The organism is Thermomicrobium sp. (genome assembly GCF_053493975.1).
This window is the reverse complement of the sequence record NZ_JBRBZA010000025.1, coordinates 17,478-36,391: the sequence shown is the minus strand read 5'-3', so window position 1 is coordinate 36,391 and position 18,914 is coordinate 17,478. Positions and strand designations below refer to the sequence as shown.

General features: G+C 64.1%; 18 protein-coding genes. 9 read left to right on the top strand and 9 right to left on the bottom strand.

Features of this window, described 5'->3' with window-relative positions:
• Window positions 1-113 precede the first annotated feature (113 nt).
• Complete coding sequence (locus tag ACWIVK_RS05170; protein ID WP_448575514.1) at window positions 114-788, bottom strand: phosphoribosyltransferase; 675 nt, start codon at window positions 786-788, stop codon at window positions 114-116.
• 103 nt (window positions 789-891) lie between these two features.
• Here ACWIVK_RS05170 and ACWIVK_RS05165 point away from each other — a divergent pair, with 103 nt between their 5' ends.
• Complete coding sequence (locus ACWIVK_RS05165) at window positions 892-2,553, top strand: ribonuclease J (RefSeq protein WP_448575513.1); 1,662 nt, start codon at window positions 892-894, stop codon at window positions 2,551-2,553.
• 13 nt (window positions 2,554-2,566) lie between these two features.
• On the opposite strand, the gene ACWIVK_RS05160 is transcribed toward ACWIVK_RS05165, so the two are convergent.
• Window positions 2,567-2,920, bottom strand: coding sequence for a hypothetical protein (locus tag ACWIVK_RS05160; RefSeq protein ID WP_448575512.1), 354 nt, complete (start codon window positions 2,918-2,920; stop codon window positions 2,567-2,569).
• Between the two features lie 24 nt (window positions 2,921-2,944).
• Complete coding sequence (locus ACWIVK_RS05155) at window positions 2,945-3,475, bottom strand: metal-dependent hydrolase (RefSeq protein ID WP_448575511.1); 531 nt, start codon at window positions 3,473-3,475, stop codon at window positions 2,945-2,947.
• A gap of 80 nt (window positions 3,476-3,555) precedes the next feature.
• Between ACWIVK_RS05155 and queC the strand changes: the two genes are divergently transcribed.
• The 3 genes from queC to ACWIVK_RS05140 are packed head-to-tail and all read left to right on the top strand — an operon-like array spanning window position 3,556 to window position 7,870.
• Entirely contained in the window at window positions 3,556-4,236 is a 681-nt protein-coding gene (queC, locus tag ACWIVK_RS05150; protein WP_448575510.1) for a 7-cyano-7-deazaguanine synthase QueC, read from the top strand.
• Between the two features lie 47 nt (window positions 4,237-4,283).
• Window positions 4,284-5,387, top strand: coding sequence for a redox-regulated ATPase YchF (gene ychF / locus ACWIVK_RS05145; RefSeq protein WP_448575509.1), 1,104 nt, complete (start codon window positions 4,284-4,286; stop codon window positions 5,385-5,387).
• A gap of 20 nt (window positions 5,388-5,407) precedes the next feature.
• A complete protein-coding gene (locus tag ACWIVK_RS05140; protein ID WP_448575508.1) occupies window positions 5,408-7,870 on the top strand; it encodes a YfhO family protein in 2,463 nt (820 codons plus the stop codon).
• A 190-nt stretch (window positions 7,871-8,060) separates the two neighbouring features.
• Here the strand turns inward: ACWIVK_RS05140 and ACWIVK_RS05135 are convergent, their stop codons facing one another.
• Genes ACWIVK_RS05135 through sucC form a run of 3 tightly spaced genes read right to left on the bottom strand, consistent with a single transcriptional unit; the run spans window position 8,061 to window position 10,754 of the window.
• The gene (locus ACWIVK_RS05135; RefSeq protein ID WP_448575507.1) at window positions 8,061-8,708 is read right to left on the bottom strand and encodes a class II aldolase/adducin family protein; all 648 of its coding nucleotides are present in this window, start codon (window positions 8,706-8,708) and stop codon (window positions 8,061-8,063) included.
• Between the two features lie 19 nt (window positions 8,709-8,727).
• Window positions 8,728-9,603 (bottom strand): succinate--CoA ligase subunit alpha, encoded by an 876-nt coding sequence (sucD, locus tag ACWIVK_RS05130; RefSeq protein ID WP_448575506.1) that lies wholly within the window; start codon window positions 9,601-9,603, stop codon window positions 8,728-8,730.
• Between the two features lie 14 nt (window positions 9,604-9,617).
• Entirely contained in the window at window positions 9,618-10,754 is a 1,137-nt protein-coding gene (sucC, locus tag ACWIVK_RS05125) for an ADP-forming succinate--CoA ligase subunit beta (RefSeq protein WP_448575505.1), read from the bottom strand.
• 97 nt (window positions 10,755-10,851) lie between these two features.
• Here sucC and ACWIVK_RS05120 point away from each other — a divergent pair, with 97 nt between their 5' ends.
• The 4 genes from ACWIVK_RS05120 (at window position 10,852) to ACWIVK_RS05105 (ending at window position 15,123) form a co-directional block, all read left to right on the top strand.
• Window positions 10,852-10,989, top strand: coding sequence for a hypothetical protein (locus ACWIVK_RS05120; RefSeq protein ID WP_448575504.1), 138 nt, complete (start codon window positions 10,852-10,854; stop codon window positions 10,987-10,989).
• Between the two features lie 186 nt (window positions 10,990-11,175).
• Window positions 11,176-12,858 (top strand): FAD-binding protein, encoded by a 1,683-nt coding sequence (locus tag ACWIVK_RS05115; RefSeq protein WP_448575503.1) that lies wholly within the window; start codon window positions 11,176-11,178, stop codon window positions 12,856-12,858.
• Window positions 12,859-13,069: 211 nt separating this feature from the next.
• Window positions 13,070-14,107 (top strand): thiamine pyrophosphate-dependent dehydrogenase E1 component subunit alpha, encoded by a 1,038-nt coding sequence (locus tag ACWIVK_RS05110; protein ID WP_448575502.1) that lies wholly within the window; start codon window positions 13,070-13,072, stop codon window positions 14,105-14,107.
• On the top strand, window positions 14,104-15,123 hold the full coding sequence (locus tag ACWIVK_RS05105) for an alpha-ketoacid dehydrogenase subunit beta (RefSeq protein ID WP_448575501.1): 1,020 nt from the start codon (window positions 14,104-14,106) through the stop codon (window positions 15,121-15,123). Before ACWIVK_RS05110 ends, ACWIVK_RS05105 begins: the two co-directional genes overlap by 4 nt.
• A 71-nt stretch (window positions 15,124-15,194) precedes the next feature.
• Here the strand turns inward: ACWIVK_RS05105 and ACWIVK_RS05100 are convergent, their stop codons facing one another.
• Window positions 15,195-16,070 carry a universal stress protein gene (locus ACWIVK_RS05100; protein ID WP_448575500.1) on the bottom strand — a complete coding sequence of 292 codons (876 nt, stop codon included), beginning with the start codon at window positions 16,068-16,070 and terminating at the stop codon, window positions 15,195-15,197.
• Between the two features lie 173 nt (window positions 16,071-16,243).
• On the opposite strand from ACWIVK_RS05100, the gene ACWIVK_RS05095 reads away from it, so the two are divergent.
• On the top strand, window positions 16,244-17,305 hold the full coding sequence (locus ACWIVK_RS05095; RefSeq protein WP_448575499.1) for an Ldh family oxidoreductase: 1,062 nt from the start codon (window positions 16,244-16,246) through the stop codon (window positions 17,303-17,305).
• Between the two features lie 57 nt (window positions 17,306-17,362).
• Here the strand turns inward: ACWIVK_RS05095 and ACWIVK_RS05090 are convergent, their stop codons facing one another.
• Together ACWIVK_RS05090 and ACWIVK_RS05085 are read right to left on the bottom strand one after the other, a co-directional pair.
• Complete coding sequence (locus tag ACWIVK_RS05090) at window positions 17,363-18,358, bottom strand: hypothetical protein (RefSeq protein WP_448575498.1); 996 nt, start codon at window positions 18,356-18,358, stop codon at window positions 17,363-17,365.
• Between the two features lie 64 nt (window positions 18,359-18,422).
• Window positions 18,423-18,914 (bottom strand): redoxin domain-containing protein, encoded by a 492-nt coding sequence (locus tag ACWIVK_RS05085; RefSeq protein WP_448575497.1) that lies wholly within the window; start codon window positions 18,912-18,914, stop codon window positions 18,423-18,425.

Genomic DNA, 18,914 nt, shown 5'->3' with positions numbered 1-18,914 from the left:
CACGAGCGGCCACGTCAAACGGCCAGCGATGTCCAGGCGCGGTGCGCGATCGTCGCCCCGCTGACGGGAGTTTCGCTGCCGATTCGTTGCGAAGAGCCGAGCGAGCGCGCCGTTCACTGTTCGCTCATCGCCGCTGAGCCATTCGGCTCGGCTCGCTCCTCACGGGCACGCTCGAGCAACTCGAGCACCTCTTCATCGGTCGCCTGGTGAAAGTCTTCGTACCAAGCACCGACTCCATCGAGCGGTTCGGGCGCGATGAGTACCTCGACGCGATCGACTTCACGGCGCAGGCGCTCGACCGTGGACGGTGGCGCGACCGGCAAGGCCACGACGATCTGCCCCGGATGCTGTTCCCGCACGGCAGCGATCGCTCCCAGCATCGTGAAACCGGTAGCGACTCCGTCGTCGACGAGGATCGCCGCTTTCCCGGTCAAGTCAGGGAGCGGTCGTCCTCCCCGATAGAGCTGGCGTCGGCGCTCGAGTTCGGCCATCAACTTGGGGATCATCCGCTCGATATATTCGCGTGTCGCGACACCCAAGCGGATCTCCTCCTCGTTGACCGAGACGAAGCCGTTCTCAGCGACCACGCCGATCGCATATTCGGGGTTGAAGGGTGCACCGATCTTGCGCGTGAGGATGACGTCCAAAGGGATGCGCAGCGATCGCGCGATCTCGTAACCGACCAGAACTCCACCGCGTGGCAACGCGAGAACGATGGCCGGTGTCCCAGCCAGATCACGCAACCGTTCCGCGAGTTGCCGGCCAGCTTCGAAGCGGTCTCGAAACATCGCCCACCCCCACCAGTTCGTCCGATCGTCGCACTAGGCTATGATTGACACAATCGTGCGGCGACTTCTTCGTGCGCCGCAAACAACAACGGAGGATTTGTCGATGGCCAAACCGCGTCTTCGGATCATTCCGCTCGGCGGCGTCGGTGAGATCGGTAAGAGCATGACTGTTTACGAGTATCGCAACGATTTGATCGTGATCGACGCCGGCGCCAAATTCCCCGAGGAAGATCTCCGTGGAGTCGATCTGATTATCCCCGATGTCGGATACATCAAGCAAAGGCTGAACAAGTTGCGCGCCATCCTGCTCACCCACGGGCATGAGGACCATATCGGTGGGATTTCCTTCATTCTCAATGAATTCAGGAGTATCGCTCCGGTACCGATCTATGGCTCGGAACTCGCGATCGCCTATGCGCGTGCCAAGCTGGAAGACTATAGCGATCCCAAGCTGGCGGACTTCCGGGTCGTCGAGCCGCGCACGCGTTATCGCCTCGGCCATCACTTCGAGGTCGAGTTCATTCCAGTCACCCACAGCATTCCGGGTAGCTACGCCATCGCGCTCAAAACCCCGCTCGGTTGGGTGGTCCATACTGGTGACTACAAGTTCGATCCGACTCCACCGCTCGGCCCGCGGACCGACGAAGAGCGCCTCAAGCAGATTGGCCGGGAAGGTGTGCTGGTTCTCTTGTCCGACGCTGTCCGCGTCGAACGTCCGGGTCGTACTCCTTCCGAGGCGGTGGTCAGCGAGACGCTGGACCGCATCATCGGTGCAGCCGAGGGTCGGGTGGTGCTGACCACCTTCGCCTCCAACATCACCCGGATCGATCAAGCGATCCGGGCAGCGCATCGCCATGGGCGCAAGGTGGCCATCTCCGGACGGAGCATGGAGCAGAGCACTCGCATCGCTCAAGAGCTCGGCTATCTTCACCCACCCGATGGCGTGTTGGTGCCGGTCGAGATCGCGATGACGCTCCCGCGCAAACAGGCGATGCTCCTGACGACCGGTAGCCAGGGAGAAGCGACGGCGGCCCTGGCGCGGATCGCGAGCAGCGATCACCCGCATATTCGGCTCACACCTGGCGATCTCGTCATCTTCTCAGCTACTCCCATCCCCGGTAACGAGCAGACGGTGAGCGAGACCATCGATCAGCTCTTCCGGATGGGGATCAAAGTGATTTACCCCGATATCGAGCCGACCGTCCATGTCTCCGGACACGCGAGCCGCGAGGAACTCAAGCATATGCTTCGCCTGCTGCGGCCTCGCTTCTGTGTTCCCGTCCATGGAGAGTACCGTCACCTCGCGCTTTACCGGGAACTCGCTCTCGAACTCGGCTATTTGCCAGAGCGAGTCGTCATTCCCGAACTCGGGTCGGTCCTCAGCTTCAGCCGGGACGATGTCCGGCGCGAGGGAACGGTCGATTGTGGGCCTGTCCTCGTCGACTTCGTCACGCCGACGCATGCCGTTTTGCGCCGACGGGACGAGGTCGCTTCCAGTGGTGTGATCATCGCCGCCTTCGTGATCGATCGCGAGACGGGGAAGCTCATCGCCGGACCCGAAGTGACCGCTGAAGGACTGAACGGCAAGGTGAGTCCGGAAACCCTCGCCAAAGTGACGGAGGAGTTCAAACGGTTCCTCGCCAAGCAAAAGGGCGGCTTCAGCCACGGTTACCTAGTCAGCCGGACCAAGAGCGTGCTCGGTCGGCAGCTCTATCGACGGGCCAAGTTCCGTCCACTGATCTTGCCGCTGATCAGCGAGCTGTGAGCGTGCTCGGCGGCTAGCGGAGCCGTGCGATCAGAACGTTGACGACGACCAACGCGGCGACGATCAGCGCCGCCAACGCCGTGCTGTTGGCTCGCCCCAACCGGTTGCGCAAGAGCACGGTCAGAAAGAGCGCTGCGAGCGCCAGGTACCCGGTGATCGGATGCCAAATGCTGATGACTTCGGGCGCTCTGATGTAGAGGATCGTACCCAGAACCACCTGGAGCGCGATCAGTGCGTGCGCGATCCCGACCAGCCACATCGGCAGTCCATTTTTCTGCCGGCGCAGCCATGAGCCGACGGCAAGGAGCAGATAGACGACGGCGAGCGATTCACCGAGCATCCCATGAATCGTGACGATCGTTCCCATCGTTCCTTCCTTTCCCTGCCTATTCTATCGCTCGGCGGATTGGCTACGCCGAGCTCCCCACCAACCCAGCGCACTCATGCCAGCCAGCAGCGGGATCATCCACTCCTCGGGGACACTGATCGAGCGTTTGGGTGTCAGGAGGGGAGCCCCACCGGTGGCGAGATCGCGGACGAGATGAGCACCGAGCCCGAGTCCTAGCCCCAGCCCGAGCGCTCGGTCTCGCTGCATCGTCACGAGCGCGAGCAGACACGCCACCGCTGCCGAGTGTGTCGCAGGGCGGGAGGGCATCGTCATGCAGGCGGAAAGACGCAGCGAACGCGCAGCTGCGACGTGATCGAGATCGAGGACGAGGGAACCGACGAGTGCCCCGGCGAGCAAACGACCGGGAGCCGGCAGCTGCCCGGCGATCGGCAGGGCGGTCGCTACTCCCGCTGCCGCGTGCGAGGCAGCATCGCTCATGCCGCGTCGCCACGATCCAGGCGGCGCCGCCGACCATGCGCGATGCGCGATCAAGGCGATACCCCAAGCGAGCAGCGTCGCGAGCCAACGCCGCATGCTCCTGACTCCCTCTTTCCCCGCCCGAGCATACTCGATGGAGCGGACAGGCGGTTCGGTCTCGCCGAGGAGGGTGAAGGGTGGAACCACGCAAGCGACCACAGCGCGCGGTCGTTCTCCTGTCGGGTGGACTGGACAGCACGACACTGGCCTATTTGCTCGATGCCTACGGCTTCGTCCTCTACGGGCTCTCCTTCCGCTATGGTCAGCGCCACGAACGGGAACTGGAAGCAGCGCGAGCCATCGCGGAGAAACTCCGTTTCGCCGAACATCGGGTCGTCACGCTCGATCTCGCGCAGTGGGGTGGATCGTCTCTCGTCGGTTCGGGAGAAATACCCAGTCAGCCGACACGTGGAATCCCTTCCACCTATGTGCCGGTGCGCAACCTCGTCTTCCTCGCGATCGCTCATGCCTATGCGGAAGCGATCGATGCCGATGCGGTCGCGATCGCGGTGAGTCAAGTCGACTACAGTGGGTACCCGGATTGTCGCGGAGAGTTCCTCGACGCCTATCAGCAGGCAGCGGATCTGGCATCGCGGCGCTTCGTCGAAACGCGGCGACGGATTCCGGTCTTGGCTCCGTTCCTCGATGTTCCCAAGTCAGCGATCGTCCGGCTCGGCCTCCGGCTCGGTGTCGATTACGCCGAGACGTGGTCGTGCTATCGTGGCGGTGAGCGTCCCTGCCAAGAGTGCGACTCGTGCCGTTTGCGGGCGCAGGCATTCGCGGAGGCAGGGGTACCTGATCCCTTGCTCCAGCGCTGATTTCTGATGCGTGGTACAACAAGGCCCGGTGCGAGGAGGGGAATCGCATGCCAGTTCAGCTCGTCTTGATCGGGCTTCCCCAAAGCGGAAAAACCACCGTCTTCAATGCTTTGACCGGTTTACAGGCGGCGACCGGAACCTTCAGTGGTGCCGAGGACGAACCGAACCTGGCCACGGTCAAAGTGCCGGACCCGCGACTCGACGAACTCACCCGGCTCTTCCGACCACGCCGGACCGTGCCAGCGGAGATCCAGTACTGGGACGTCGCTGGTCTGGCCAAGGGAATCCATGAGCGAGGACTCGGTGGACGCCTGCTCGGGATTCTCCAGCAGGCCAGTGCGCTCGTCCATGTCGTTCGGGCGTTCCACGATCCAGCGGTCCCGCACCCAGAAGGATCGGTCGATCCGCTCCGCGACATCGCGACGATCGATATGGAGCTCCTCTTCACCGATCTGGCGATGGTCGACAAGCGGTTGCAGCGGATCCGCTCCATGATCCCGAAGCTGCGCGGCCCGGAGCGAGAGGCGCACGAACGCGAAGGAGCAGTGTTGGAGCGCTTGCATCGTGCCCTGAGCGAGGGGAAGCCGATCCGGGCGATCGAACTCCAGCCGGACGAGGAAAAGCTGCTCCGCGGTTTCGGTTTCTTGACGCAGAAACCCATGCTCGTCCTCCTCAATCTCGGGGAGGAGCGATTGGCCCAGGCGGAAGAACTGCTGGCAGCTGCCAGCCAGCAGGTGAGCGGCCCCGGTGTTGCCGTCGAAGCGCTGCCGGGCAAGCTGGAGGCGGAACTGGCTCAGCTCGCCCCGGAGGAGGCGGCTGCCTTCATGCAGGAACTCGGCATCGACGAGCCTGCCCGGAATCGCGTGATCCGGACCTCGTACCGGCTGCTGGGACTCATCTCGTTCTTCACGGTCGGACCGGACGAAGTGCGTGCGTGGACCATCAAGCGCGGTGCCACAGCAGTCGACGCTGCTGGTGCGATCCACAGTGACCTGGCGCAGGGATTCATCCGGGCCGAAGTCGTCCACTACGAGGACCTCGTCCGCGTGGGTGGATTGACCGAAGCGCGCAAGGCCGGGCTCCTCCGTCTGGAGGGGCGGAACTACGTAGTTCAGGACGGCGATATCGTCCACATTCTCTTCAATGTCTGATCGCCGGGAGGGCGACGGTCGTGGATGTCGACCTTTCGCCGCGAACCAGCGGACTCGTCCCGCTGTGGCTCGTAGCCGGCGTGGGGTTGACCTGGCTGGCGGTGACGATCAGCTTGTGGCGACGGCGGCCGTGCTTGGCCGCTGAGCTCGCGGCGTTGGGAGCACTCTTCCTCAGCTGGGTCGCTTTCTTCTGGCGACCGCTCCTGACTGCTGCACAGGTGCCGCGCGGTGGTGGCGACCTGAATTCGTTCTTCTTTCCCCTGCATGCCTTCGCCGCGCGCGTCGTCCAACAGGGGGAGATACCGTATTGGAACCCGACGCTCTTCAGCGGTTTGCCCCACTGGGCCAATTACCAGGCTGGCGTGCTCTATCCACTGAACTGGGTCATGTATCTCCTCGCGCGTCCCTTCAGTTACGGCGCGCTCGAGCTCGTCGTGCTCGCTCACTATCTCGTCGCCAGTTTTGGTGCCTATGCGCTCGCCCGGCTCGGGCTGAGACTCCCACGGATTGCGAGTCTCGTCGCGGGAATCGTCTTTCCGTACAGCGGATTTCTGGTTGCTCATCTCGGTCATTATTCGATGCTGGCTGCTGCGGTCTGGATTCCCTGGCTCTGGCTCGGGCTCGCGCGCAGCGTCGTCACGTCGCGTTGGCGCTGGAGCGTGCTGACGGCCAGCGCGACGTTCTTGCTCTGTACGGGCGGGCACCAGCAGACCGTTCTCTACGGTCTCGGCGCGAGCGCTCTCTGGTGGCTGGCTTGTTTCGTCCGCTGGCGGGCGAGGGAGCTGGCCGCGATCGTCGCTCGCGATCGAGCAGTAGAGGACGTGGAGGTCTGGCGGCGTACCGGGAAACTTCTCGCGGACGCTGCGCGAAGCGGACTGTCGGTCGCGAGCGGTGTGCTCGCGGCAGCACCAGCGTTCCTTCCGTCCCTCGATCTGGCCCGGCGGTCGGTGCGGGCCGGTGGCCTGGGTTACGAGCAAGCGAGCGAGTTCTCCCTCCAGCCGATCGCGCTCGTGAACTTCTTCTTGCCGCGGCTTTTCGGCGACAATCCCACCAACTGGTGGGGGCCCTGGGCGAGCGGCGAAGTCTGGGCGTATGCTGGGGTGGTGACGCTCTTTCTGGCGAGTCTGGCGCTCGCGCTCAGTCGAGAGCCGCTTCGCTGGGCACTCGCCGGGATCGGGTTGGTCGCCTTGCTCCACGCGCTGGGGCCAGCGACACCGCTGCACGGCTGGGTGTATCGCTTCGTCCCGTTCGCGGATCTTCTCCGTGCGCCAGCGCGCTCGCTCCTCTTCGTCGATCTCGTGCTGGCCCTTTTGAGTGCGCTCGGATTGGCAGCGGCCCTCGAGCCTGGTGTCGTGTCGCCCTCGTTGCATCGTCGCTGGGAGCGCCGGCTTCTGCTCGTTCTCACGGCGCTCGCCTTGTTCGCTGCTCCGCTCTTTCTCGACGCGATCGTGAGCGGTTCCACGCTGCCCGAACGGGCCGTGCTGGCCCTGGAGGGGACACTCCTGCTCGTCCTTTGGCTCGGTCTGGCGACGCTCTGGTTCCGCGGTCTCCGAACGAGGTGGCCAGCGCCGCTCCTGGGACTGACTGGCGTGCTTCTCGTCGTCCTGGATCTCTTCAGTGTCACCGCCTCGTTCAATCCGACTCCCGACGATCTCCTCGTCGATTTCCGGCATACGGAGGCAGTCGCGTTTCTCCGGCAAGCGAGTCGGGACGAGCCCTGGCGTTTTCTTTCGCTCACCATCCGCTGGCAGCCGAGCGCGGCGGCTGTGCACGGCCTGGAGGATGCGGGGGGACTCTATGATCCCATGCAACCGGCCTCCATGGCCCGAGCGCTGGAGTGCGTCCGGGCGGAACCCGCTCTCCCGCTCCTCGACCTCCTGAACGTCCGGTTCATTCTGGCTCCGGCAGAGAGTGCAGCACTCGTCCCCGACTGGGAACACCGTCTGCAAACGTCGACTGGACTCGTGATCTGGGAGAACCGATCCGCTTTGCCGCGCGCCTGGTTGCGTGGTCGCGCCGATGTGGCGAGGGTCGACGAGGCGCTCGAGCGTGTCTGTCGCCCTGACTTCGGCCCGCAGCAGGATCTCCTCCTCGCCGAACCGCTACCGTCAGCTGAACCGGATGCGAGCGGGACCGTGCGGACTCGCTGGGATGGTCCCAATCGCTTGTCGCTCGATGTCGAGACGAGCGGGTCAGCGTACCTCGTCGTGGCGATCACCGCTGACCCCGGCTGGCGTGCCGCACTCGACGGCCGACCGACCGAGGTGGTCACGGCAAATGGTCTCTACCAAGCCGTCTGGGTGCCGGCGGGGCAGCATCGCGTCGAGTTCCGCTATCGCCCGCCGTATCTCGAGGGAGGAATCGCCGGTGTGGCTGCAGGTGTGCTCCTGCTGACCCTCTTCCCGCTGCTGCAACGGGTAGGCAGGACTCGCGTCGCGCGAACTGCTGCAGCCTTGCGTGCCTCACTAGCTGGCGAGTCATGATGCCTTCGCTGTGCCACCAGCAAACGGGTGCACGACCTCGACACAGGCGGGTACGTTCTCCGCGGCGATCGGCTCGCTTCCGCGTCGCGTGGCGGTAGAGTGCGACCGATCGAGGTTTACCCAGACGATCAGGTAAAACGTCCTGCTCACCCACCCCGAGCGCGCTCGGCGAGCGGGGTACGCGAACTGCCTACCCTCGTGCCTTGACGCCATAGGATCGGCGGAGGCGCGCGGCGGCGTCGGGACCGATCCGATGCAATTCCAGTCCAGCGCTCCGGGCTGTTACCACCATGCGGCAGAGAAACTCGAGCACCTCGACTCGCCGGAATGCATCGAGCGGAGACTCGCCGACGGTGACCACGCCGTGATTGGCCATGATGACGACCGAGCGCTCCTTGCCGAGCGCCTCGGCGACCGCTCGAGCCAACTCATCGGTCCCGGGCTGAATGTAGGGTACTCGAGCGATTTCACCGAGGTACAACGCTGTTTCTGGAACGATATCGGTCGGGAGTTCCAGGTCGGTGCACGCGACGAGCGTCGTGTAGAAGGGAGAAAGATGGATCACGCAACGCACATCGGGACGTGCCTGGTAGATACGCCGGTGCAACTGGATCTCGGTGGAGGCTTCCGGCGGCTCGCCCAGTTCGCCCTGGAGCGGGGCAAGAACGAAATCCTGCGAATCGAGTTGGTCGAGAGCGGTTCCCCGCATGGTGATGAGGAAGTGCGACTCGCTGCGTCGCAGGCTCAGGTTCCCACCGGTCCCCCAGAGGTACCCGCGACTCCCCGCCAGTCGACCGAGCGCGATGAGACTCTGATGGGGGACGAGTTCGACTGGCATCCGTCTCTCCCGTCTGTCGTCACGTGTCGGTGAGGATCTCGCGAATCAAGTCGGCCACCTGAGCCGGTCGCTCCGCGACGCGGACGCCAGCTGCCTCGAGAGCGGCGATCTTCTCGGCGGCCGTTCCCCGTCCGCCGCTGATGATCGCTCCGGCGTGTCCCATGCGCCGACCAGGCGGGGCCGTGCGCCCAGCGATGAAGCCGACGACCGGCTTGGTCACCTGCTCCCGGATGTAGGCAGCGGCTGCTTCCTCGTCGGCACCGCCGATCTCACCGATGAGCACGATGGCGCGTGTCTCTGGATCGTTCTCGAAGAGCTCGAGCACCTCGACGAAGGAGGTCCCGATGATCGGATCGCCGCCGATGCCGACGGCGGACGATTGGCCGATGCCTGCGCGTGTCAGAGCCCAGACGACTTCATAGGTGAGCGTTCCACTGCGCGAGACGATACCGACTGGTCCGGGCGTATGGATGAATCCCGGCATGATGCCAACCTTGGCCTTGCCCGGCGAGATCAGTCCGGGGCAATTGGGGCCGATGAGTCGCACGCCGCGCTGACGGACAGCGTGGTAAACCCGGATCATTTCCAAAACAGGAATTCCCTCGGTGATGCAGACGATGAGCGGGATGCCGGCATCGGCCGCCTCGAGGATCGCATCGGGAGCGAACGGCGCCGGAACAGCGATGAAAGAGGCATTGGGCTGGGTGGCAGCGACGGCATCGGCGACCGTATCGAACACTGGGACACCGTGCACGACTCGTCCCCCGGCTCCCGGTGTGACGCCCGCTACGACCCTGGTCCCGTACTCGATCATCTGCCCGGTGTGGAACGAGCCTTCCTTGCCGGTGATTCCTTGCACCAGTAACCGCGTCGACTCGTCGACCAGGATCGCCATCTCCTGCCCCCGCCTTACTGACTGTGCGCGAGTGCAACGGCTCGCTGCGCTGCTTCTTCCATCGTGTCCACGACCGTGAAACCAGCTTCCTCGAGCAGACGACGTCCCTCTTCCTGACGCGTCCCGACGAGACGGATCACCATCGGCACGCGAACCTGGACTTCGCGCAGGGCCTCGAGGATTCCTTGCGCCACCACATCGCCGCGCGTGATGCCCCCGAAGATGTTGACGAGAATGGCGCGGACGTTGGGATCAGCGACGACGATCCGCAAAGCCGCAGCCACCCGTTGTGCCGAGGCTCCTCCACCGATGTCCAGGAAATTCGCTGGCTCCCCCCCATACAGTTTGATGGCGTCCATCGTCGCCATGGAGAGCCCTGCTCCGTTGACGATGCACCCGACGGTCCCGTTCAGGCGCACGAAACTGATCCCTGCCAACCGGGCCTCCCGTTCCAGCGGGTCTTCTTCCTCGGGGTCGCGGAGTTCGGCCAGATCCGGATGCCGGAACAATCCGTTGTCGTCGAGCACGATCTTGGTATCGAGGGCGAGCCAGGAGCGATCCCGGGTGAGGACCAGCGGATTGATCTCCGCCAAAGAAGCATCGTTGTCGACGAAGGCGCGGTAGAGTTGCCGGGCGATCGTCGCGAAGCCCCGCACCAGGTCCGGCTCGATGTCGAGTCGGAAGGCGAGCCGCCGTGCCTGGAATTCGAGGAGACCAAGGAAGGGATCAGCGTGCTCACGGGCGATCGCGGCCGGGCGTTCGCGGGCGACTTCCTCGATATCGACGCCACCCGCGCTGCTCGCCATCACCACGATGCGACGACTATCGCGATCGAGCACAGCCCCCAGGTAATACTCCCGCTCGAAGGCGACTGCTGGCGCAACCAGCACTTTGCGGACGATCCGCCCGCGAATCTCCATCCCGAGGATCTGCCGGGCAACGGCCTCGGCCTGGACTGGATCATCGGCCAAGCGGATTCCGCCGGCTTTGCCGCGACCTCCGGCGTGGACCTGCGCTTTCACCACGACCCGGCCGCCCAACTGTTCGGCTGCAGCGCTGGCTTCCTCTGGAGTCCGGGCCACGATCCCACGGTTGACCGGAATCCCATACCGTGCAAAAAGTTCTGCTGCTTGATATTCGTGGAGATCCATCGCCCCGCCTTCCGACTCGACTACCGCGCCGATCATACCACGTGGCGTCACCGTTTTCGGCTCACGTTCGCCATGACTGAAAAGGTGGTCTTATCCCGTGGTGCCGACTCTTGCTCTCCTCTCTTGGCTGTCATGGCGCCAGTATCCAGGGGCGATCGGTCTCGTCGGAAGAAAGGGACAACGAGGATCCTTCCCCGGCGTGGTCGGCGAGTTGGGCAGCTGGCTGGTCGAGTGATCGCCAGTCGATACGATCGACGATCGGCAGGGGGTAGCACGATCCGCAGCGGGATGCAGCGGAGTGCGTTCCGATTGCGTGGCTCTCGTCGGTATCCGGTTGAGCGATGCCGGATCGCTCGATTGACTCCACAACTGTCCGGCGCCATGATCGACGTACACGATTCGATGCCAGGGGAGGTGCAGCATGCCGGATTTCGATTATCAGACCGATGTCTTGGTCGTCGGCAGTGGCGGGGCGGGATTGGTCGGTGCGCTCGTGGTGAAAGAGCACGGCTTCGAGCCGCTGGTGATCGAAAAGACCGCCTTCGTCGGCGGGACGACTGCCTGGTCAGGAGGAGGGCTCTGGATCCCGAACAACCCGGTGAGTCGCCGAGCTGGCTCGCAGGACTCGTTCGAGAGTGCGTTGCGTTACATGGACGAAGTGATCGGCGACGTTGGACCGGCGTCCTCGCCGCAAAGACGACGAGCTTTTCTCGAGTTCGGGCCACAGATGGTCGAATTCCTCGAGCGCCTCGGATTCCGCTGGCGCGCGGCCGTTGGTTATCCGGATTACTACCCGGAGAAGCCGGGGGGATCGACCTTCGGCCGTGCGATCGAGGGCGCGCTCTTCGACGGGCGGGAACTCGGACCCTGGCTGCCGCGTCTCCACCGGTATCCCAGCGTGCCGAGCGTACCGCTCCACACCAACGAGGCAGCGCAGTTCGCGCTCGCGTTGCGTACCCTGCAGGGGGTCGTGACCGCGGCTCGCGTCACCTGGCGCCTCTTTTCCTGGCGCCTGCGCGGACGCGTCCCCCTCACACTCGGTGCCTCGCTGGTCGGCCAGCTCCTCCGGTTGTGCGTGCAGCGGAGCATTCCGATCTGGCTGGAAAGTCCGCTGGTCGAGCTCCTGATCGACGGTGGCGCCGTCGTCGGTGCGGTCGTCCAGCATCAGGGGAGACTGGTACGCGTGCGGGCGCGTGGTGGCGTCCTGCTCGCTGCTGGCGGTTTCGCGCAGAACCGCGAAATGCGCGAGCGGTATCACCCGCATCCGATCACGACCGAATGGACGAGCGCTCCGCCGAGCGACACCGGCGATGCGATCCGGGCCGCTCAGGCGATCGGGGCAGCGCTCGCGCTCATGGACGATGCCTGGTGGGGCCCGACCGCCATCATGCCGAATGGACGACCGCTCTTCGTTCTCTGGGAGCGTTCCTTTCCGTTCAGCATCATCGTCGACTCCAGTGGGCAACGCTTCATGAACGAATCTGCCTCCTATGTCGACTGCTGCCATTGGCAATACGAACGGCACCGAACGGTACCGGCGATTCCTGCGTGGCTGATCATCGACAGCAAGCATCGTCGCTTCTATCCCTTCGGATTCGTGCCGCCCATGATCACTCCGCGGTCGATGACGAGCGAGCGTTTCCTCGTGCGAGCGGAGACCGTGCGTGAACTGGCTCACCGCTGTGGCATCGATCCCGACGGATTGGAGCGAACGATCGAGCGGTTCAACCGGATGGCTCTCGTCGGGCGCGACGAGGATTTCCACCGCGGCGAGAGTGCCTATGATCGGTTCTACAGTGATCCGCGAGTCCGGCCCAATCCCAATCTCGGCCCGCTCGACAAGCCGCCGTTCTATGCGACGGCCATCTACCCCGGTGATTTGGGAACGAAGGGTGGGTTGCTCACCGACGAGTGGGCACGCGTGCTGCGGGAGGACAGTCAACCTATCCCGGGCTTGTATGCGGCGGGGAACACGACTGCTTCCGTGATGGGGCGGACCTATCCAGGGCCCGGTTCGACGATCGGCCCAGCCTGCACCTTCGCCTATATCGGGATGCTCCATGCGGTCAGACAGCTCAGCGATGCGTTGGCGAGGGAGCGATGAAGCGAGTGGCGCAGAAGCGGAAATATCCGATCGACCGAACAGGTGTGCTGTCCGCTTTGGCCTGAAGAGTCGCTTCGAGAGGCTTTCGTCTAGGTTCTCGTTCGGATGAGTGCTTCTCCAGTCGCCCCTTGACAGGTGAGCTGGACAGCTTACACTGGAGGGTAGAGAACCCCACGAAGGGAAAGCCGCGGTGCAGTGAGGGAGGTGCGGCATGTGGAAGCCGGAGCCGAGTCTCGCTGACTTGCGGTACACCGTCGAGAAGGCTGGTCTCTCCCCGGAGACCCTGCTCGCGGCGTACCGCCAGATGTGCTTGATTCGTTTCTTCGAGGAAACGATCGCTGACCGCTATTACATCGGGAAGACTCCGCAATTCAACATGGCGGCTGGACCGATCCGTGGCGAGATGCATCTCGCGGTCGGCCAGGAGGCGGTAGCGGTCGGGGTCGGCATGCACCTGCGGGAACCCGATGCGGTGGTCAGCACGCACCGCCCGCATCATCATGCACTCGCCAAAGGAGTTCCGGCTGACAAGTTGGCTGCCGAGATCTTCGGCAAGGTGACCGGGTTGTGCCGGGGCAAGGGCGGGCATATGCATCTCTTCGATGCTGAGCACCGCTTCTCCTGCAGCGGGATCGTCGGGGCTTCCTTCCCGCAAGCCGCTGGTGCGGCGTTCGCGTTCCGCCACCGTGGCGAGCCACACGTGGCGGTCGCTTTCGCCGGGGAGGGAGCAGCCAATCATGGGACGCTGGCCGAGACGCTCAATGCCGCGGTCCTGTGGCGCTTGCCGTTGGTCATCGTGATCGAGGACAACATGTATGCCGATTCGACGCCGAAGTGGCAGGCGCTCGCTCAACCGCATCAGTTCCAGCGCGCTCTCGGCTTCAATGTTCCCGCCTACCTGGTCGATGGCATGGACCTCATCGACGTCTGGCGGGCAGCCAGGGATGCTGTCGAGCGTGCCCGTGCCGGGTATGGTCCCAGTCTCATCGAGGCAGTGTGCTATCGCTACCGCGGCCACTTCGAAGGGGACGGCGAAGAGTATCGGACGCGTGAAGAAGTGGAGCGATGGCGCCAACTCGACCCGATCCCGCGATTGGCGGAGCGGCTCAAGCGACTCGGTTGGGCCGATGACGCGACGCTGGAGCGGTTGCGCCGAGAGGCAGAAGAAGAGGTGGCGCGAGCCGTTGCCTTCGCCGAACAGAGCCCATTGCCGGATCCGCAGGAAGCGCTGGTGGGGGTGTTCCGATGACGCGGACGATGAAAGGGATCGCCTTCGCGATCGCCGAAGCGATCGATCAGGAAATGGCTGAGCGGCCGGACATCGTCGTCCTCGGTGAGGATGTCACCTACTGGGGCGCGGTGTTCGGCTTCACGCTGGGTCTGTATCAAAAGTACGGTCGCGATCGCGTGATCGATACACCGATCACCGAGCAAACGTTCTTCGGCATGGCTGCTGGCGCCGCATCGGTCGGGATGCATCCGGTCGTCTCGCTCATGTTCGTCGACTTTCTCGGGGCTGGTTTCGACCAGATGTACAACCATATCGCCAAGAACCACTACATGTCCGGCGGCCAGTTTGCGATGCCTGTCACCATTCTCACCGCGATCGGCGGTGGGTACGGCGATGCTGCTCAGCACTCGCAGGTGCTCTATGGACTCTTCGCCCATGTGCCGGGCTTCAAGGTGGTCGTCCCCGCGACCGCCTACGATGCCAAGGGGCTCACGATCAGTGCCCTGCGTGACCCGAATCCGGTCGTCATCTTCGGGCACAAGCTGTTGACTGGTCTACCGTTCCTACCCTTCGAGGGCCAGGAAGAAGAGGTGCCGGAGGAGCGCTATACCATCGAGTTCGGCAAGGCTGCGGTGCGCCGGGAGGGGAGCGATCTCACGATGATCGCGGCTGGCCTCATGGTGCATCGCTGCCTCAGGGCTGCCGAAGAATTGTCGCGCGACGGTATCTCGGCCGAGGTCATCGACCTGCGGACGCTCGTTCCGCTCGATAGCGAGACGCTCGTGGCTTCTGCCCGCAAGACCGGGCGCGTCCTCATCGTGGATGAGGATTACCAGAGCTACGGGATGACCGGCGAGGTCGCTTTCCGCGTGCAAGCCGGTGCGTTCGATGCGCTCAAAGCGCCGATCCGTCGACTGGCGGTTCCGGACGTTCCCATTCCCTTCTCAGAACCGCTCGAGAGCGCGGTCATTCCCAGTGTCGAGCGTATCGCCAACGAAGCGAAAGCATTGCTCGCAGCTGGTACGCGAGCCTGAGCGAGTCAGCACCAGCAGGCGCCGGGGAAGAACAGCCCCGGCGCCCGTTTGTGCTCACTCGGCCTTCTCCTTCAGCTCGCTTGCGCTGCTTCGGGGGGACGAATCAGGAGCAATGGAACCGTTCCCTCGCGGAGTAGCCGCTCGGCCACGCTGCCGAAGACCACACGACTGAAGCCGCTCCGGCCATGCGTCGCCATCACGACGAGATCCGGCTGTCGCTCGCGCTCGAAGGCCAAAAGTTGTTCGGGCGCGATCCCTTCCAGTACGTGGGTTTCGACCCGCAGGCCTTCGCCCCGTAAGCGCTCGCCGAGTTCTTGTACGTAGGTCGTGGCAGCTTCGACGAGTTGCTGAGCCAACTGGTTCAGCACATCGGCCGAAGTCGGAGCACCAGCTGGGACACTGAGCAAGCTGTAGATCTCCGGCGTCTCGGCCACTCGTACGAGGTGGATCGTCGCGTCGAACCGGCGCGCCAATTCGCTCGCATAGGGAATCGCAGCTTCCGCCAGCGTCGAGCCGTCGACCGGTAGGAGGATCGAGCGTACCACACCCGGCTCACGCTGCGGCATGGAGGAGCGAATCAGCAGGACGGGCGCACCGGCCCCACGGACGACACGGTCAGCCACGCTCCCGAAAAGCCAACGCCCGAGCCCGCTCCGCCCGTGTGTCGTCATCGCGATCGCGGGATCGTCGAGTTCGAGAACGAAATCGATGATCTCTGCTGCTGGATCGCCGTAGCGGACCGTGATGTCGGTCTCTCCCCCCAGCTGACGTGCGACGCGCGCGAGGTAGTCGCGGGCATCGGCTGCGATTTCGGCCGGCGCATCGATATCGACCACTCGGACGAGGTACAGCTTGGCTCCGAACCGCTCGCTGAGGGCCCGTCCGTACGGAAGCGCAGCTTCCGCCAGTTCCGATCCATCCAGTGGTACCACGACCGAGCGAATCATCGTATCCCCCTTCCCACGGCTGTTCTACCCGATACTGCACTTCTCCCGATCGGTGGTGTGCTCGCTCCACTGATCCCCGAGCAGTTGCAGCGTACCATGCACGCGCTGAGCTGTCAGCATGCGCTATCATGCCGACGGGTCGGTGCGTCGGTTCAGCTCTGAGGAGGATGCCAGTGGCGGTTCGCCTTCCGGTCGAGGAACTGCAACGCTTCGTCGCTGAAGTCTTTCTCCGCACGGGCCTCAGCGAGGAGGACGCAGCGATCAGTGCGGAGATCCTCGTGGCCGCTGACGTCCGTGGATTCGATTCGCACGGTGTGGCGCGATTGGACTACTACGTCCGCCGGATCGAGGCCGGTGCAGTCAACCTGCGCCCGCGTTTTCGTGCGGTGGCGGAGACACCGGCGACGATCGCCTTCGACGCCGACAACGGGATGGGCTTTCCGAGTGCCTACCGTGCGATGCGACGGTGCATCGAGAAAGCGCAGGAGAGCGGCTTCTGTCTGGCAACCGTGCGTCGCAGCAATCACTACGGGATCGCTGGCTACTACGCGACGATGGCGCTCGAGGTTCCTGGGATGATCGGCGTGTCGATGACCAATGCCACGCCGCTCGTCGTGCCACCGTACGCGCGCGAGGCTCATCTCAGCACGGCACCGATCGCATTTGCGATTCCGGCGGGCAAAGAGCGCCCACTCGTCTTCGACGGTGCGACCAGCACTGTCGCCTGGGGCAAGATCGAGATCGCCCGGCGCAATCGCCAGCCGATCCCCCTCGGCTGGGCACTCGACGCCGAGGGACGACCGACGACCGATCCGTTCGCTGCGCGCTCTTTGACGCCGCTCGGTGCATTTCCCGAACTGCGCAGCCACAAGGGGTATGCGCTCGCGCTGCTCGTCGAGGTCCTGTGTGGCCAACTGTCGGGTGGCGTGTGGGCCAAGTACGTCGGTGGCTCACGCTCCGAGACGATCGGCCCTTCCAATACGGGTCATGCGTTCATGGCGATCCGCATCGACGCCTTTCGCCCGCTCGAAGAGTTTCTGGCCGATATGGACGACATGCTCGGAGAACTGCGGCGTGCTCGTCCGGCGGACGGTGCCGAGCGGGTCTTGGTGCCCGGTGATCTGGAAGCGGAAACGGAAGCCGAACGGCGAGCCAACGGTATTCCGGTGCATCCCGAGGTACTGGAGACACTGCGCGCGATCGCGACGCGTTACGGTGTGCCGCTGCCCGCGTGAGGAGACTGCTTTCCGGCGAGGCAGAGGAAACGAGCGCTTCTCGCTCAGGCGCTCGGCTCACTCGCTCTTGCGGCCACGCAGGGTGATCGCTTTGCCGAGGATCTCGCTCGTCACGACGATCATGACGAGCGAGAGCAATGACGCCACGGCCAAGACGACGAGCATGATGCCACCTTCCAACACCCGGTCCCACAAGGACCGTTGGTCAGCGAGATAACGTGCCCATGCGTCGACGAACCAAGACGAGAGGCGAGAAAGGCCTATAGCTGCACCAGCGGCAGCGAGGAGCGCCAGGATTCCCTCGAGCAGCAACCCGTAGGCCGTCGAGGACTCGCGACCCAGACTCGCGACTTGTGCTCGGACTGTGGCGAGTCCACGTGCTCCGCTCGCGGTGTTTCCGTTCTCCGGTATCGGTCGCACGCGACCGATGACGAAGAGTTCGCTGCCGATCGGAAGATATTCCTCGTGGACTTCGATCGACCGCGCTGCAAACCCAGCGTCCTCCCAATCGGCGATCGTGCCCTCGTGCAGTCGCCTCAGTTCTTCGTAGCGTTGCCTCGCCCAATCCGGTGCCTCGTCGATCTTCCAGCTAGCGATGTTCGACAACCAGTACCGGTGGGCGTCCGATGCATCGACGAGGATCTGTCCTGTCCCGTCGTCGAGGATGATGTGGTGCAGGAAGGATTCCTCGTAATTCAGAGAGCGGAATCGATCGCGCCAGGGGATGCTTCGTTGCCAGGTGACCTTCGTTGTCCGCTTACCGGCTGCGGCCAGCGTGTCGGTCAGGAGCATTCGTTCCGGTGTTGCACTTTTCGCTTCTCCGCGCAGCTCGACTAACCGGTCGACTGTGTCTGTCAGAACTGTCCCGATCGGCTCGGTTGGGAGACGACGGATCTGTCGAAATCGGCGCAGGCGTACGAAGCCGAACCAGAGGCCCGAGACTGCCATCGTCAAGAACGATCCGGTCGTGACGAGTACGAGGAGTGCATCGAACCAGGGATCGCACGTCGGACCACACGTTTGGGCGAGGATCGGAAGAAGTCCGGGCTCCATGCGAAGCCACATCCCGCTGCATCCAGATCCGCCCGATGTCTGCTCTCGCCCTCGTCGGTCGTGGTCATGGCCAGCGCTGGCGGTCCCAGCATTCCGGGCACTGGTAGGAGACGTACTCCACCGTCTCCAGCAGATCGAGCTGGTCCGGAAGGTCGTGCTGGTCTTCTGTTCGCCAAACCTCCCAAACGGTTCCCGTGTCGTCGGTCACGACGACGGCGGCGACTGGTCGTCCCGCTCCGTCGAGGAGACCGAAACGGCGATGCAGCTCCTCTCCCTCGGTCAGGAGGAGCGGAAAGGGTGGTGGTTCGTCAGCAGGCCAGTGCACGGCTAGCGTCCGACCGAGCGGGACCAGTGCGAGGAGCTGACTGCGAGCTCGGGCGATCTCGTCGGCGATGGAACTGAGCCGGCGGAGGTAGGCAAGGCAATCAGCACATGGCCACTCGTGCAGAAATATGAGCACGAGACCACGGCGCAAGTAGAAACGACGCGTCTCGATGCGCCTCCCGGCCAGATCTTCGAGGGCGAAATCGACGATGCGGTCACCGACAGCGATCAT

Bases quoted from the DNA above. Each gene is read 5' to 3' on its own strand.
- ACWIVK_RS05170 (WP_448575514.1), bottom strand. From the start codon at position 788: ATGTTTCGAGACCGCTTCGAAGCTGGCCGGCAACTCGCGGAACGGTTG.
- ACWIVK_RS05165 (WP_448575513.1), top strand. From the start codon at position 892: ATGGCCAAACCGCGTCTTCGGATCATTCCGCTCGGCGGCGTCGGTGAG.
- ACWIVK_RS05160 (WP_448575512.1), bottom strand. From the start codon at position 2,920: ATGGGAACGATCGTCACGATTCATGGGATGCTCGGTGAATCGCTCGCC.
- ACWIVK_RS05155 (WP_448575511.1), bottom strand. From the start codon at position 3,475: ATGCGGCGTTGGCTCGCGACGCTGCTCGCTTGGGGTATCGCCTTGATC.
- ychF (WP_448575509.1), top strand. From the start codon at position 4,284: ATGCCAGTTCAGCTCGTCTTGATCGGGCTTCCCCAAAGCGGAAAAACC.
- ACWIVK_RS05135 (WP_448575507.1), bottom strand. From the start codon at position 8,708: ATGCCAGTCGAACTCGTCCCCCATCAGAGTCTCATCGCGCTCGGTCGA.
- sucD (WP_448575506.1), bottom strand. From the start codon at position 9,603: ATGGCGATCCTGGTCGACGAGTCGACGCGGTTACTGGTGCAAGGAATC.
- sucC (WP_448575505.1), bottom strand. From the start codon at position 10,754: ATGGATCTCCACGAATATCAAGCAGCAGAACTTTTTGCACGGTATGGG.
- ACWIVK_RS05115 (WP_448575503.1), top strand. From the start codon at position 11,176: ATGCCGGATTTCGATTATCAGACCGATGTCTTGGTCGTCGGCAGTGGC.
- ACWIVK_RS05110 (WP_448575502.1), top strand. From the start codon at position 13,070: ATGTGGAAGCCGGAGCCGAGTCTCGCTGACTTGCGGTACACCGTCGAG.
- ACWIVK_RS05105 (WP_448575501.1), top strand. From the start codon at position 14,104: ATGACGCGGACGATGAAAGGGATCGCCTTCGCGATCGCCGAAGCGATC.
- ACWIVK_RS05100 (WP_448575500.1), bottom strand. From the start codon at position 16,070: ATGATTCGCTCGGTCGTGGTACCACTGGATGGATCGGAACTGGCGGAA.
- ACWIVK_RS05090 (WP_448575498.1), bottom strand. From the start codon at position 18,358: ATGGAGCCCGGACTTCTTCCGATCCTCGCCCAAACGTGTGGTCCGACG.
- ACWIVK_RS05085 (WP_448575497.1), bottom strand. From the start codon at position 18,914: ATGATCGCTGTCGGTGACCGCATCGTCGATTTCGCCCTCGAAGATCTG.